The 15748-nt window shown below is 44.2% G+C and carries 2 protein-coding genes; both read right to left on the bottom strand.

Annotated elements, in window-relative coordinates:
- Positions 1–4: 4 nt before the first annotated feature.
- Complete coding sequence (locus NYE28_RS07415) at positions 5–7009, bottom strand: SDR family NAD(P)-dependent oxidoreductase (protein WP_342490345.1); 7005 nt, start codon at positions 7007–7009, stop codon at positions 5–7.
- Positions 7002–15710, bottom strand: coding sequence for a type I polyketide synthase (locus tag NYE28_RS07410; protein WP_160223451.1), 8709 nt, complete (start codon positions 15708–15710; stop codon positions 7002–7004). Before NYE28_RS07410 ends, NYE28_RS07415 begins: the two co-directional genes overlap by 8 nt.
- Between the last annotated feature and the right edge of the window lie 38 nt (positions 15711–15748).

Genomic DNA, 15748 nt, shown 5'->3' with positions numbered 1-15748 from the left:
TTCTTTATAATTCTTTGAAATCAAGTAAAGGAATCAGCAATTCTGACTCTTCCTTTTCTGGAGTTTCTCCATTGTCGATCCAGCATTGTTCCTTATTGAATATAATCGGAGAAAGCGGGTGTCTTTTTGTCTCTCCATATCCTAATGTGAGATGGCTGTCGCTCAATATCATATGTGCGTTCGTGCCCCCGAATCCAAAAGAACTGATTCCGGCTCTCAAAACCCCTTTTCTGGGACGCCATTCTTTTAAAGACGTGTTCGGAAAGAATGGCGACTGATCAAATTTAAAACGCGGATTTGGCGTTTTACAATGTAATGTCGGCGGGAGCATCTGATTTTTTATGGATAAGGCAACCTTTATAATACTCGCTATCCCCGCTGCGCTCATTAAATGTCCGAAATTCGTTTTTACGCTGCCTACTCCGCAAAATTGCCTTTCTTCCGTAACCTCCCGGAACACTTCTGTCAGCGCTTTTAATTCAATCGGATCTCCTATCATCGTACCGGTGCCATGCGTCTCGACATAACTGAGAGTATCTGCATCGATTCCGCCTTTTTTCAGGGCTTTTTTTATCACTGCGCTTTGCGCTTTCGGATTAGGTGTTGTCATTCCCATTGTCTGTCCGTCATTATTAACCGCGGATGAGTCAATTACCGCGTAAATTCTGTCACCTTCGGCAAGGGCGTCATCAAGTCTTTTCAAAAGGACTGCGCCGCATCCCTCTCCCGGTACAAAGCCATCTGCCTTCTCATCAAATGTATGACATTTTCCTTCAGGTGAAAGCGCCCGAGCCTCACTCAGCATGACGTAAGGCTTTTGATCCAGCAAAATGTCAACTCCGCCCGCAATCGCCATATCTGACTCTTTTGACATCAGGCTTTGACAAGCGAGATGGACGCTGACCAATGAAGAAGAACAAGCCGTGTCTACAACCAGATTCGGTCCTTTCAGATTAAAAAAGTGTGAGATATGCGCGCCTATGAAATTTTGTCCTATACCCACGATCGTATTTTTTGAAGGGGAACCTATTTTGGACATAAACGTCCCGGTCCGCGAACCGATGAAGACGCCGACTTCTTTGTTTGATACTTCTTCTTTTGTATAGCCGCCGTCTCTCAATGTCTGGACGCTGACCTCAAGGCATTTTTTGATTAACGGATCAAGCTCTGATGCCTCACTTTTGTTCATATTAAAAAACGCGGGATCGAAAGACTCAATATCTTGAAGAAATCCGCCCCACTTACTGATACTTTTTCCCTTTTCATAGGTGTCAGAGTAGTATGAAGAAATATCCCATCGCGACGCCGGGACTTCGCGGACACTATTTTGTCCTTTCTTCAAGTTTGTCCAGAACGTTTCTGTGTCCGGAGCATCCGGAAACTCACAGCCCATTCCGATAATAGCGATCTGGTTCAGACTGGTTTGTTGTATTTGAGATCCGCTGTCCCGTACTTCGGAAGCATTTTGATTTATATGTTGCTCTTTTTTCCGAACCTCAATGTTTTCTGAATCAATTTGAGGACTGATCCCCTCACTTGCAAATAATTCGTTTAAATAGACGCCCAGTTGTGAAAAACTCGGATACTCCAGAAAAGCTGATGGTTCAATTTTTATTTGAAATGCAGCTTCCGCTTTTTTGACAAGCTGAACCAGTAAGATTGAATCAACTCCGTAATCCGCAAAAGACGTATCCTGATCTAAATTCCCGTAAGGTATTTTCAGCTCCGCGGAAAAAATCTCCATTAACTTCCTGATTATAGCTTCATTGTCTCTCTGACCAGAAATCACTTTTTCCTCAGCATCCGGGTTATTTTTAGCAGCTTGAATTCTTGTCTGGAGCAGCTGCTGCAGCATGAACTTCTCCGGATGTGTCTTTGCCGGTATAAGGCATGGGTATCCGTTTATCGTCATCATTTCATCCAGCATGGCAATACCTGTTTCTGTTGAATGTGAAAGTAAACCAAGTGCCTGATATGATGGACTTGTCACCTCGCCCATCCCAATGTCCTTCCAGCTCGGCCAGTTAATTGATTGATAATACGTTCTGCCGGCTGCATGCTGATACGCCGCAAAATAATCCATAAAAGCGTTCGCTGCGGCATAGTCACTTGTTCCGGCGCCTAATAAAGGAAAGGCGCTCGCAACAGATGAAAACAAAATGAAGAAATCAAGTTTGTCATCAATAAAAATGTCATGAAGTACCTGCATCCCCTGTACCTTTGGCTCAAATACTTCTCTTATTTCTTGATCAGATTTATGAATAAAAGCCGGATTCGAATGATTGGCTGCACCAGCGCAATGAATCACCCCGCCGATTTTGCCGAACTTCAGTCTCACCTTTGAAAAGAAGCGTTGTAATGTTTCTTTTTCCGTGAGCGGCCCGGAATACACTTCCACCTGAACTCCCTTTTGATCCAACTCATGCAGCAGTTGTAATTTCGAATAAAGAGGTGACTTTTCATCGGTGTCTTTTAACATGCCGGCTATTTTATCAGATTCCGGAAGGTCGGTTACTCCCATCAACACAAGTTTTTTGACTCCCTTGCCGGCATAATGTCTGGCAAGTTCTGCTCCGATCCCTCTTGTTCCCCCTGTAATAATCAGGGTTTGATCCGTACGGCATACTGGCAGACCGGATAGTTTCCGGTTTATTTCCGCTGCATGTAATTTCTCGACGTATGGAATATAACGTTCACCGTTCCGGTAGCAGATTTCACTATACAGCCCGTCAGCGTAAGCTTCATCTGTGATTACCTGTCTCAATTCCGCCGCAGTCCCGACATGACCGTCTACATCTATTGTTTTTGATTTTATCTTTTGATACTCCGCACTCAGCATTTTATATAGTCCGGCTGTTTCGGCTCCGGCTAACGACGGCTTGTCATTCAGAAATGTCTGCAGCCCTCTGGTCACATGTAAAACGAAAAGCTGTTTACGTGTCTTTATGATTTCCTGCAGCAGTGTCAGCTTCCCGATTGTGCCGGTGCGTGCCCCGTTTTGATCACTCCGCAAATCTGACAGGTCAATCATGCCGATGATTTCCGGATTTTCTTCTATGACTGCTAGAGCCGTTTTTTTGGCTTCTCCATCCGAATGATCCCAGTTATCTGCACAAATGACAGCGGATTCAATCAGAGGATCTGAATCAAACAATTCGAATGCAAGCCGCTCACTTTCACTATTAGCCAGGATCATCACCTGTCCTTTCGTAAAAGCGGAAGGCGCAGCCTTTTGTTTTTTCCACGATTTTTTTAATACATCAAATGATAAGTCAGTCGGTGCGTGTGGCAGACTTTGCGGTACACCTGTTTTTTTCTGTTTCTGTGCAGCTTTTGCGGCAGGCACCCAATATCTGTTCCGTTCAAAAGGATATGCAGGAAGAGAGACAAGCTTCGGTAATTCCGCAGTGTACATCTCTTCCCATTGAACGTCTCCTCCGTTCACCCAGTGAATGGCCATTTCTCTTGCACTTTTAAAGCGGGCGGCTGACAGGGCATTCTTTTGACCAGCGCCTCGGCGGGCCTTTCCCCTATATAAACCGTTTAACTTATGATCTGACCGCAAATACATCGTCAGCTTATTGCGAAGATCGTCAATGCTGCTAACCTCAACAGCGAGCCGCTCTTCCATAGCGTTTCTCCCGGTCTGCGAGGTGTACGCGGCATCAGCTAGTGACGTTTTTGGCTCCAGTTCTTTTATATATGCATCAATCAAGAGTCTGAGCCGTTCTTCATTTTTGGCAGAAAGCAGAATAATTTGCGTCCTGTTGCTCTTTACCGTTTCCATCTTTTCTTCATTCTTATACTCTTCGATGATAATGTGGGCATTAGATCCTCCAGCGCCGAAAGAACTGATGCCTGACCTTCTGGCTTGATTTTGCGGCGTCTCCCAATCGGTCAGTTCAGACTGCACGTAAAACGGTGTTTCCTCAAAATCAATATTAGGATTTAAGTTATCGGAATGAAGGGAAGGAGCAAGCTGTTTATACTTCATTTGCATCAGCACTTTTGTAATAGAAGCAATTCCCGCCGCAGCTTCTAGGTGTCCGATATTTGACTTAACCGAACCAATTGCACAACGATAATCGCTTTTCGAGCTGTGCAAAGCTTTGGTTAAACCTGAAATTTCAATCGGGTCTCCCAAAGATGTCCCGGTGCCATGCGCTTCAATATAACTAATGCTGTCTGCATCAATCCCCGCCTTATCAAGAGTTTCACTGATGACGTTTGCCTGCTCGCCCGGATTTGGCACAGTGTATCCGTTTGTTTTTCCGCCGTGATTTACAGATGTTCCCTTAATCACACCGTAAATCCTGTCCCCGTCAGCCTTCGCGGCAGAAAGCGATTTCAAAAGAACGGCCCCGACTCCTTCTCCCGGCACATATCCGTCTCCTCCCGCTCCAAAGCTTCTGCAGCGCCCATCGCTTGAAACAAAATGATTTTGGGAAAGTAAAGTATATTTATCCGGGTGTAAAGATAAATTCACGCCTCCGGCAATAGCGAGGGTGGATTCTCCTCTTTTTATACTTTCACATGCAAAATGAACAGCAGAAAGTGAAGAAGAACACATTGTATCAATTGCAAGGCTGGGTCCGTGCAGGTCAAAGAAATATGACACCCGGTTTGCGATAGACGAATAAGAAGACAAGAGCGCCTGACGTTCCTCATCATCTGAAGCACCGGCTGCAAATAACTGATAGTGGCTGTAGGTGACACCGACAAATACACCTGTCTTATGCCGTTTCAACTTTTTCTTTGTGTAACCCGCATCTTCAAACGTGTGCCATGCCGTCTCTAAAAATAACCGTTCCTGAGGATCAATTAACTCGGCATCACGAGGCGAAATTGAGAAGAACAGCGGATCGAATTTATCAGCGTCTTTTATAAAACCTCCCCATTTGCTGTCATGACGGGCATTGTCACCTGTGTGATAATATTTCCGAAAATCCCAGCGCTCTTTCGGTATTTCCGTTATACAATCTTTTCCGGAAGAAATATTTTCCCAAAACTCTTCCACATCCTTCGCCATCGGGTAGCGGCCGGCTATACCGATAATCGCAATATCTTCCTCGGAAGGTGCGGATGGTATGCGGGAAACGGAAAGCTTCTCCCGTTTCGCCGGAGCCGAATGATCAATTCGCTGTTCGGCTGCCGGTAAAAACGCCTTCTGCAACTCATGCTGATAGTGTTCAAGAAAATACTCTGACAGCTCTTCAACACTGCTGTATTCAAAGAAAAGAGTCTTAGACACTCTTCCAAAATATTTTTCCAGACGGGAGTTAAGACCTAAAATCGTTAGAGAATCAATTCCGTAACGGTCAAACGTATCCTCGGGTAAAATACTGTCCGCCGGTCTTCCCGTTTCCGCTCCGACGATCTCTGTCAAAAGACGGACCGTTTGCTTTTTCAGATCTTTTTCATGTAATTGCGGCAGGTTACTGTTGTTTTCAGGCACAGTCTCTATCTTTTTATGGTCAGTTGAGAGTAATTCACTTATTCTATCTTTGTCTCCGCTGATAACAGCCAGCTGAGAAGCAGAGCGGCTCATACTGTCCTGAAAAGCGGCAAGCCCTGCTTGGACGGATAAAAGTTCCAGCCCTGCATGTCTTAAAGCCTGCAGCTCTCCCGGCCCGACTGTCATATTGCCCGCATCCCATAACGGCCAATTAATAGAAAGTGTTTTCCCGGGACGTCCCTTAATGCTTCGATACTGGGTGAATCCGTCCATACATCCGTTAGCGAAGGCGTAGTCGCTTTGACCCGCATTAGGCAGAACGGCCGAAAGGGATGAAAACATAACGAAGAAATCTAGAGGCTCTTCTTCAGCTGCTTTATCCAGCCAAACGGTTCCGAATACTTTAGGCGCTATAACTTCTTCTATGCTTTCTTTCGTTTTTTTTATGATAAATGCATCCTTAACAAGTCCGGCACTGTGCAAAATTCCGTTTAATTCTCCGAATGTCTGCTTAATGTGCTTAATCAAAGCGTCCGTCTCTTTTTCCTTTGAAATATCTGCCGGGACATATAAGGCTTCAGCGCCGAGATTTTCAAGAGCGCTCAATTTTTGCGCCGTTTCACGGGAGGCCGGGGAACGCCCGGTTAATATCAGCTTGACTTCTGCCTGTTTCGCCAGATATTCAGCAAACAGATACCCGAGACCGCCGGCTCCTCCCGTAATTAAATACACACCGTTCTTTTTTACACTGAAACTATGTTTCTCCCCATCTTCTTTTTTTACTCTTTGAAGCTGCCTTTTATAATAATGCCTCGGCTCATAGCAGGTAAAGTGGTCCGTTTTACATTGGTTGTTCCATTCAAAAGAGATGACATCTGCAATATGCTGCTTTGTAAACGGCTCGTCAAACATTGATTTCAGCTCTGCAGCCTTACATGTGAAATTCGGATTTTCGGCCTGTACGGTCTTAAGAAAACTTTCAACCGCGTTATAAATCGGCTGAACCTCGCCCTCGGCATTTTCATACAGATACAAAATTTCTGCTTTCGGACAAAGTTTGTTCGCCATGAAGGCCTGAAACATTTGAAACAAGGAATACAGACTTTTATTGAGCTGCTTTCTCATTGCATCTTCTGTATTTTTGAAGAGCCCGGCAGCCAAAAAATGAATAATATGGCGGGGTCTTATATTTTGAGAACGCAGAACCCCGCATAACGCATCATAATCCTCACCTTTTGCAAAGTTCATTGTAAAACGACCGTTCCGGCAATCTTCGAAACGCTCGCCGGAAGTCACGTAAATGAAAGGCGCCTCATAACCTTCAAGCTGTCTCTTCATTACGGTATACATGCTGTCGTCTTCGCAAAAAAATAAAATTGGCTCTTTCGTATGCGGGAATTTTTTACTGCCTTTAAATTCATGTCTATCCCATACCATTTCATATAGATGGGTTGTCCCCAAGCTCTTAATTAATTCCAGCCCTTCTTCAGGCGTCAGGCTGCATTCTTTCACCTTTTTCACGATTTGCTCAATTTGCATCGTTTTTTCATTCATGGAAAAGCAACTCCTCTATCAGCTCTGACGTCTCTTTCGTATTCATCTCACCTGTTTGTGCTTTTTCAAGAAGCGACATGATTTCTCCATCTGCTGAATCTTTATTTGAGTTGTGAAGCTCAGTGTTCGAGAAAGCCTCAGCCTTCTGCGCTTCATCTTTATTTAAATGAATCCAATGTCTGTTCTTGCTGAAAGGATAAAGAGGAAGAGACAGTTTAACCGGTTTGAGTTCCTCCTCATACAAGTCTTCCCAGCTGATTTCACAACCAATCGTCCACAACTGAGCCAGTTTGGCCGGCTTGTTTTGCTGAATTAGTGATTGAACATATGCATGACCTTCGGGGCCGCCGAATAAAGGAGCGTACAGACTATCAAAATCCGTTACATTTCCTTCATAAACACCTTGCAGCCTGCTCCCCTGAATGTAACCGTTTAATTTTTCAAGAAGATCACCTGTATTCGAGCAAGTGATCGCAAGGCGGCATTCAAATGGTTCCCTTCCAGTTTGCAGCGTATATGCTATTTCTTCAAGACCGAATCCGGACTTTTCTCTAAAATTGCTGTTATACGGTTTATCAGCTGATCGATTCCGGATGCTGCTGATATAGCGGCACAGCTCGCTCAGTGTCTTTAATTCCTGAAATATGTCAAGTGATATTTCTGTGTCGTACATTTGGTTTATAAAAGAGATTAATTCGGAATAAGCCAACGGATCAAATCCGAATTCCGATAGAGGTGTCTTTGCATCTATATCTGCGGTATCTAAACGCAGGATACCCGCTGCCGCTTCCCGAACCGCCTCTTGCAAATCACGTTCCTGTACCTCTTGCTGACTGAATTGAACTGATAGTTCTTCATGTAAAAACGTTGTTAACTCTTTGGCTTTAACCATCAGTCTTTCCTTTGTTTTGGCCGATAGAACAATGATTTGTTCCCGCTCGCCAGTTACTGCTTTATCTTGTCCGTATTCAAATTCTTCCACGATGACATGAGCATTTGCCCCGCCGAATCCAAAGGAACTGACTCCGGCACGGCGCGGAATTTCATTTCCTTTTCGATCTTTTAATCTGGCCCACTTCATAGTTTTATTGACAATATGAAACGGTGTTCCGCTTAATTGAATGTAAGGGTTCAGTTCCTTGACATGTAGTGTGGCAGGCAGTGTTTTATACTTCATGGATAGTAATACTTTAATCAGCCCCGGCATTCCAGAGGCGGGCTCTAAATGACCGATATTCGTTTTTACTGAACCGATGCCGCAATATTGATCATGATTCTTTCCTGAACGCGGCTCAAAAGATCCAAACGCTTTTTTCAAGCCTTCAATCTCAATCGGATCTCCCAGTTCTGTCCCGGTTCCGTGTGCTTCAATGTAAGATATCGTATCAACAGGAATATCGGCATTTTTGTAAACAGACGTTAACAGTTCTGCCTGAGCTTCCGGGTTCGGAGCGGTCAATGAAGCAGATCTTCCTCCGTGATTTTCTCCAGTTCCTCTCAGGACCCCGTAAATATTGTCTCTGTCATTCATTGCCGCTTGCAATGGTTTCAATAACAGAACAGCTGCACCTTCACCGCGGACATAACCGTCGGCAAGTTTATCAAACGTCTTACACCGGCCGTCCCTAGACAAAATACCGAGTTTATCAGTATACATATGCGTGACTGGATCTAAGAGCAGCGAAACCCCGCCTGCTACCGCCAGCTCACTTTCACCATTTTGAATCGAGCGCACAGCTCTGTGGATTGCTACAAGACTGCTTGAGCAGGCTGTATCAATGGACTCACTCGGACCTCTGAAATTAAAATAGTGGGATACACGATTGCTGATGAGCGCCTGGCTGTTTCCGGTTCCCGCAAACGCGTGCGCCCCGTCCGAATGCCTCATCAGCAGCTGGCGGTAATCATTAAATTGAATGCCCGTAAACACCCCGATATTTTTGCCAGACAGCTTTGAAGCTTTGTAACCCGCATCTTCTATCGCTTTCCAGGTTTCCTGCAAATAAATTCTGTGCTGAGGATCCATGAGTTCTGCTTCCCGCGGATTAATATTGAAAAACGCCTCATCGAATTTATCGGCATCTGTGATAAAGCCGCCCCATTTCGAATGTACTTCGCTGCTTCCTTTGCCTTCGGCGTATTTTTTCCAATCCCAGCGATCCGGGGGAATTTCCTGAATCAAATCTTTTTCATTGATTAAATTGATCCAAAACTCATCTGCATTTTTTGATCCCGGAAAAACACAACTCATCCCGATAATGGCAACTGGCTGCTTCTCTGGATGATGGTCAGCCTGTCTTGTTGTCTTTTTTTCAAACGGAAAACTTCGCGGCGGCTTCACGGTTTTCCCGGTGGTTTCCCCAGCGTGCACTACTTTCCTTTTTTCAGAAATGTTTTTTTCTGCATCTGTATTCCCTTTTGCAACAGTACGCAGTTCACTGTTTAGAAATTCTGAAAGAGACTTAATATGGCTGTAAGTAAAGAAAACGGCAGGTGTCAGCTTAAGTTTGTATTTTTTATTCAGTCGGACAGCTAATGTTTTCAAACTGATAGAATCAAAGCCGAGATTGCCGAAATTCTCTGCCGTATCCAGCTGTTCAATGTTAATTTTCAATAATTCCGATACCATTTGCTTCAGTTCTTCCAGGACATTGTCTGTATAAGCCGGTGCTGTATAAGAAATTTCCTCTTGACGAACCGGAAGCGTATTTACTTTTTGATGCGGCAGATCTTTTCTTGCTGGTGTCGTTTCGGCATCCCCGGTAACAACCGAAATTTGCGGACAGTCACTTGCCAAAATCGTCTCAAAAGCCGCTATCCCTTCTTCCGTTTCCAAATAATCAAACCCGGATGCGGAAAGATATGCTTCTTCAGCTTCTTTGTTTAAATGCATTCCGCCTTTACGCCACAACGGCCAGTTAATCGAAATGCTCTTGCCTTGTCTCTCTTGCCGGCGGCTCTGTTCGGATCTCCAATTTATATATTGATCTTGAAAATAATTGCCCAACGCATAGTTAACCTGTCCAAAATCTCCGAAGACCGAAGAAATAGAAGAAAATACGATAAAGAAATCAAGCGGCTCATCTTTCGTTAATTCATCTAAACATACCGTGCCTTCAATTTTAGCAGTCATGCCATCTGAAAAATCAGCCAGATTCATCTCTGTAAATAACCGATCATCGGCATGACCAGCTGAATGAATAACGCCTTGAATGGAGCCCCAAGTCCGTTTCGTTTCTTCTATGACCCGCCCCATCGTCTTTTGATCTGCGGCATCAGCTTGATAATATACCGCATCTCCTCCAAGCGCCTGCAGCCGGTCAATGTTATGGCGTTTATCAGCAGTTAACGGTGACCTTCCCGTCAATACTAATTTTGCTTGATATTGAGAGGCCAAATATTTTGCGAAAATCAGGCCCAGACCGCCCAAACCGCCCGTTATGAGGTAAATCCCTTCCTGTTTCAGCTGATGAGAGTGCTCTGTATGATTGAACACATACTCCTTTAATGTCTTAACATACCTCTTGTTCTTTATATATTTAACTTCTTCCGCCTGCCGTTCCATGACTGAAACCATTTCGTTAAGACAAAATTCAGCCATTTTTTCAATTGATATACGTTCTGAAAAACCGATTGACTTCACATTCTCTGCGGATGGCACCAACATATTTGCCGTTTTTAAACAGCCTGCAAGAGCGCCCGTATACGGATCATTCACGCCTTCTTTAAAAGAGTGAACAAGAAGCAAAGAATGAAGATAAAGAGAGGCGTCACTGCGGGCGCTCAGGGCTTTTAATAAATAAAAAATTGATTCCAGGCCGCTAAGAAGGTGGTCACCCGCGTAAAATGTTTCTCCCGTGTGCAAGATGACATCAGGAGAAAACCCCTTTTTCTCTAATTCTTCGAATAAACGAATGTAATCTGACGTCACTTCCGGGTTTACATAGAATGTCAGCAGGTCCTGATCGGTCTGCCGCTGATCCGGCGTGACGAGAATGACACGGCTGTCTGATTGATTTTTCAGAGCTCCAGCCAATACTTCATCTTTTGCAAAGACCAGAATTGTTTTTGGCTCCCTATCTTTGATTTCAATCAGAGGGTTTTTTTGATTCCACTTATGCTCATAAAAACGTACATTTTTATTAGGCTTTTCGCCAAAAACCAGCCCGCTCAGTTCCATCAAAATCCCGCCGGCATTGTCTAATACATACACATCATAAGCCGAATCGCTTTCTCCAGTTTGTTCTGCATATACATAAACGGGTTCAGTCTCATGATCAAAAATCGTACATTCTTTAATGTTTTCCGGGAGCTCTCCGGCATTTTCCCCCGCAAGGTATATGACGGCTTGATATACGCTCTCAATAACTTCCGGTTTGATTATGCACCCTTTCGGCCCGGCCTTTGCTTTTATTTTTAAAAGTACCTGTCCGTTCCTGCTGACGCAGTACTCTGCCGCTTTCAGACTGTCACTGCAGCTGTATCCGAATTCGGCAAGCCGCTGATAAAACGCTTCGTACGGTATGCGGTCTGCGCGCTGAGACAGAAACGGCTCAAGATGAACATTTCCGTTCTCGTACGCCCCGCCTTCTAATTCGAGCCGCCCTGAGGAATAAATGGATGAGTCGCTCTGTTTTTCTATAGAATACGATGCACCCTGATTATCCGGGGTTAATACAATCCGGATCTGCTCATTGCTTCCGCTTTGTAACATCGGTTCTCTAAAGGAGAGCTCTGTTAATTTAATAATCGGATTCCCTGAAGCCATCGCTCCGGCAGCTCTCGCCATTTCAATCTGGCTGAGAAACGGAAACATTTCCTTGTCTTGATACTTTGTTTTTATATACAAACCGGTATCGCTTACATTGATAAGAAACTTCTGTGCTTTAAAATCAGATATATTGCATGAAATGTAAGGATGCAGATCGTTATTAACGTTCATCCGGCGGCTTCCCATATTTTGCGCATCTATTCTGCACAGCTCTTTGGCAAATGGATATCCGGGTGCTGATACCCGTCTCAGAGTGGCATCTTTATAAAGTGACGGCCAATCAACCCCGTTACCGCCAACCCAGTATTCAGCAATCTTCAAAAGATCCCTGTTTGCGGCTGCTTCTTCAATTTCAACTTTATTCATCCTTTGAGCTTCTGTTGTGTCTTTGCCGCTTGTAAAAATATGATCCGTCGCGTTTCCGAAAATATAGTCTGTCAGTCTTTTAAGCAATTCATCTCTTGTGGAGGCAATAACAGCCAATCTGTGCGGCATTTCTTCTCTGCCGGTTTGTAAAGTAAATGCTGTATTTCTAAGTGTTTCTAATGAATAATCTCTGGCTGCTATATGTTCTTTTGCGCGTCTTGCATACTCTGCCAGCCTGTCGGCATTTTTTGCAGAAAAAACAAATAAAAGCTGTTCAGGTTCTTCAGCCGCGAGAGGAGAGATAGCTTCATCCGCAAATTCTTCTAAAATAACATGGGCATTAGCTCCTCCTGCCCCGAAAGAACTGATTCCGGCACGCCTGGGAACGGATGACTCCCATTTTTCGGCACTGTCCGGTACATAAAAAGGTGTTTTTTGAAACGGTATATTTTCATTCAATTCAGCAGAATGAGTCAGTGACGGAACAATCGTTTTATGTTTCATTTGAAGAATAACTTTCGTAATGCCCGCTATGCCTGCAGCAGCCTCAAGATGTCCGATATTTGATTTAATCGACCCGATCGCGCATGTTTTCTTATCGCGTTCGGCACCTGAAAATGCTCTGGTCAGACCGGTGATTTCAATCGGATCCCCTAAGGCGGTGCCTGTTCCGTGAGCTTCTATATAGCTGATGCTTTTTGGATCAATAAATCCTTTTTTTAAGGCTCTCGTAATGACCTCACTTTGAGCTTTGGGATTTGGCACGGTATATCCATTCGTCTTAGCACCGTGGTTGATGGCTGTTGCCTTAATAACTGAATAAATCTGATCACCGTCCGCAATAGCCTTTTTTACAGGTTTCAGCAGCACGGCACCTGTCCCTTCTCCCGGCACATAGCCGTCCCCTCCTGAACCGAAGCTTCTGCACCGGCCATCACTGGATAAAAATCCGCCTTGAGTCAGGAGTTCATATTTATGAGGATGAATGGATAAATTGACGCCTCCTGCAATTGCAATTTCACATTCATTCCTGATTAAACTTTCACAGGCAAAATGAACAGCCGTTAATGATGAGGAACACATCGTGTCCAAAGCAATACTTGGCCCGCTGAAATTAAAAAAGTACGATACCCGGTTGGCGATTGATGCATATGAGGAAGAAACGGCCGCTTCGTGACCAACGCTGTACAGCTGATATTGGCCGTACATAACCCCTGCAAAAACACCGACGTTTTTTCTTTCAAGCGTTTTCTTTGCGTACCCCGCATCTTCTATGGTGTGCCAAACCGTCTCTAAAAACAGTCTCTCCTGCGGATCAATTAATTCAGCTTCGGCAGGAGAAATATTAAAGAACAACGGATCAAAATGATACACATCGTCAATAAATCCCCCCCATTTGCTTTGGTTTTTTACTTCGTCGCCCGCCGCAGGCTGATAGTGCAGCCCCGAATCCCACCGATCCTCAGGTATCTCAGTTATACAGTCCTTACCGTTCAATAAGTTTTCCCACAGAGTATCAAGATCATTTGCCATCGGGTAACGTCCGCTGATACCGATAATCGCGATATCATTGTCATGATACTTCTCCTGCTGCACCTGATTTTTCATCTGGATTTTCTGTTTCCCGTTAACATCGGCTGTCTGTTCATGATCTTTTTTCTTCTGTGATGGGGTGCTGCTCCCGTTTTCTCCTAACCGGAGTTTATGAAGAAGAGTATCCCTGTGCTCCTCAACGAAATACTGTGACAATTCTGCCGCAGTCTGATATTCGAATAACAGCGTTTTTGAGAGCGCGCCGAAATGTTTTTCAAGCTCATTCGTCATATTGATAATCATAACGGAATCAAGTCCGTATTTTTCCAATGCCTCTTCTGCATCTATTTTGTCCGCAGGCATCCTGAATTCTGCAGCAATCACTTTTATGATGAAATCAGATGTTTCAGCTTTCAGTTTCTCTGAATCAAATGATTCGATATTTCTCCCTGTTCCTTCATCTGCCTGAATATTGTCTTTTCGTTCATATAATTGCTGAACATGATTGTCAATTTGCTCATCTCCGTAAAATACAGTAAATTGCGAAAAACCGGAGGACAATGCGACTGCAAACGCTTCTTTACCTTCCTCTTTTTCTAAAGGATAAAAACCCGCCTTTTTCATTGTCTCTACCGTGCGCTCATCCACTTGCATGCCGACTTCTTTCCACAGCGGCCAGTTCAGAGAGAGAGAAATCGTATCAGAATCCTGGGCAGAACGCATATTCATGAAATGATCCATATAACTGTTTCCGAACGCGTAATCAGATTGCCCGACATTTCCCAACACTGCGGAAGTAGAGGAGAAGCAAATGAAAAAGTCAGGATTTTCTTTCTCAACAGCATCATTCAGCCACATCGTACCCAATACTTTCGGTCTGATTACCTGATCAAATTCCTCTCGTGACTTGTTAAGAAGGAAAGAGTCACGGATGATTCCCGCGCCCTGAATGACCCCGTTTACTTTTCCATAAGAAGTTTTGGCTTTTTTGACTACATATTCGGCTTCTTCCTTATTGGTAATATCAGCCTGAACATAAACAGCTGAAGAACCGGCATCCTCTAATCGTCTCAGCTTTTTTCTTATATGATCTGAAAGCGGAGATCTCCCCGTTAAAACAAGGCAGCATTTTGTTTGAAAAGCCAAATATTCCGCAAAGGTAAATCCTAATCCGCCCGCGCCTCCTGCGATAATATATACTCCATTTTCTCTCAGCGGCACATCTCCGCTTCCGGAATTTTTTTCGGGTTCATACGTTTTGAGCTGTTTGACATAACGCTGCATGTCTTTATAACGAATCTCTACATCTGAAGGCTGGAAATCACTCAGCTCATTGCGTATGATATCAGCTGCGTGAACAGCTGCTATTGACTGCTCCATCTCAATGCTTTTTGCTGAGATTAACGGATTTTCCAGCTGCAATGTCCGCAAAAATCCGCTTGCCGCCGCGTAAAGAGGCTGTTCTCCAGAAAGATGTGAAAAATATCCATATAACAGTTTGATCGGTTTGCGGCAGTTATTTTTGAAGAGCGCCTGTTGTAATAAAAACAAAGAATAGACTCCGCTGTCGCATTGTTCACGAATCGCTCTCTCTGTCTTTTCAAACGGCATGTCTGACCACAAATGCACCGCTTCCCGTATATCTGACTTCTCTTCTTCTATAAGCCATCCTAACAGGTTTATGTAATCTCTTTCAGAGCGGGGGTCGATTTCAAATACACCGTCCCCGGTTTTTCGAAACTCTTTCCCCGGCTTAACCAAGATAACCCTTGTATCATGCAATGCAGCAAGTTCTTTACTCACATCTTCATTTTTATCAAATAATAAAAGGCTGCCCTCACGTCGGCCGCCTTTTACATGAATGCTGAGATCTGTCCGCTGCCAGACCGTCTGATAATATATCGCCTGTCCGTTACCCCCTGCGGAATGAGAACCAAGCTGCTGTATCCGCTTTACTCCTTCTTCCAAAGAAATGTTGCCGCTTTCTATGTCAGAAAGTACTTTTTTTCTAATATGACGGGCTTCTTTCATAAAAATCTTCATCCCCTTTACAAATGGCACTGCCGCAA

It is taken from the genome of Bacillus sp. FSL R5-0443 (assembly GCF_038608285.1).
Lineage (GTDB): Bacteria > Bacillota > Bacilli > Bacillales > Bacillaceae > Bacillus > Bacillus velezensis.
This window is presented reverse-complemented; position numbering and strand designations above follow the sequence as displayed.

Excerpts from the sequence above, each read along its gene's own strand:
- NYE28_RS07415 (WP_342490345.1), bottom strand. The coding sequence starts at position 7,009 with ATGAATGAAAAAACGATGCAAATTGAGCAAATCGTGAAAAAGGTGAAA.
- NYE28_RS07410 (WP_160223451.1), bottom strand. The coding sequence starts at position 15,710 with ATGAAAGAAGCCCGTCATATTAGAAAAAAAGTACTTTCTGACATAGAA.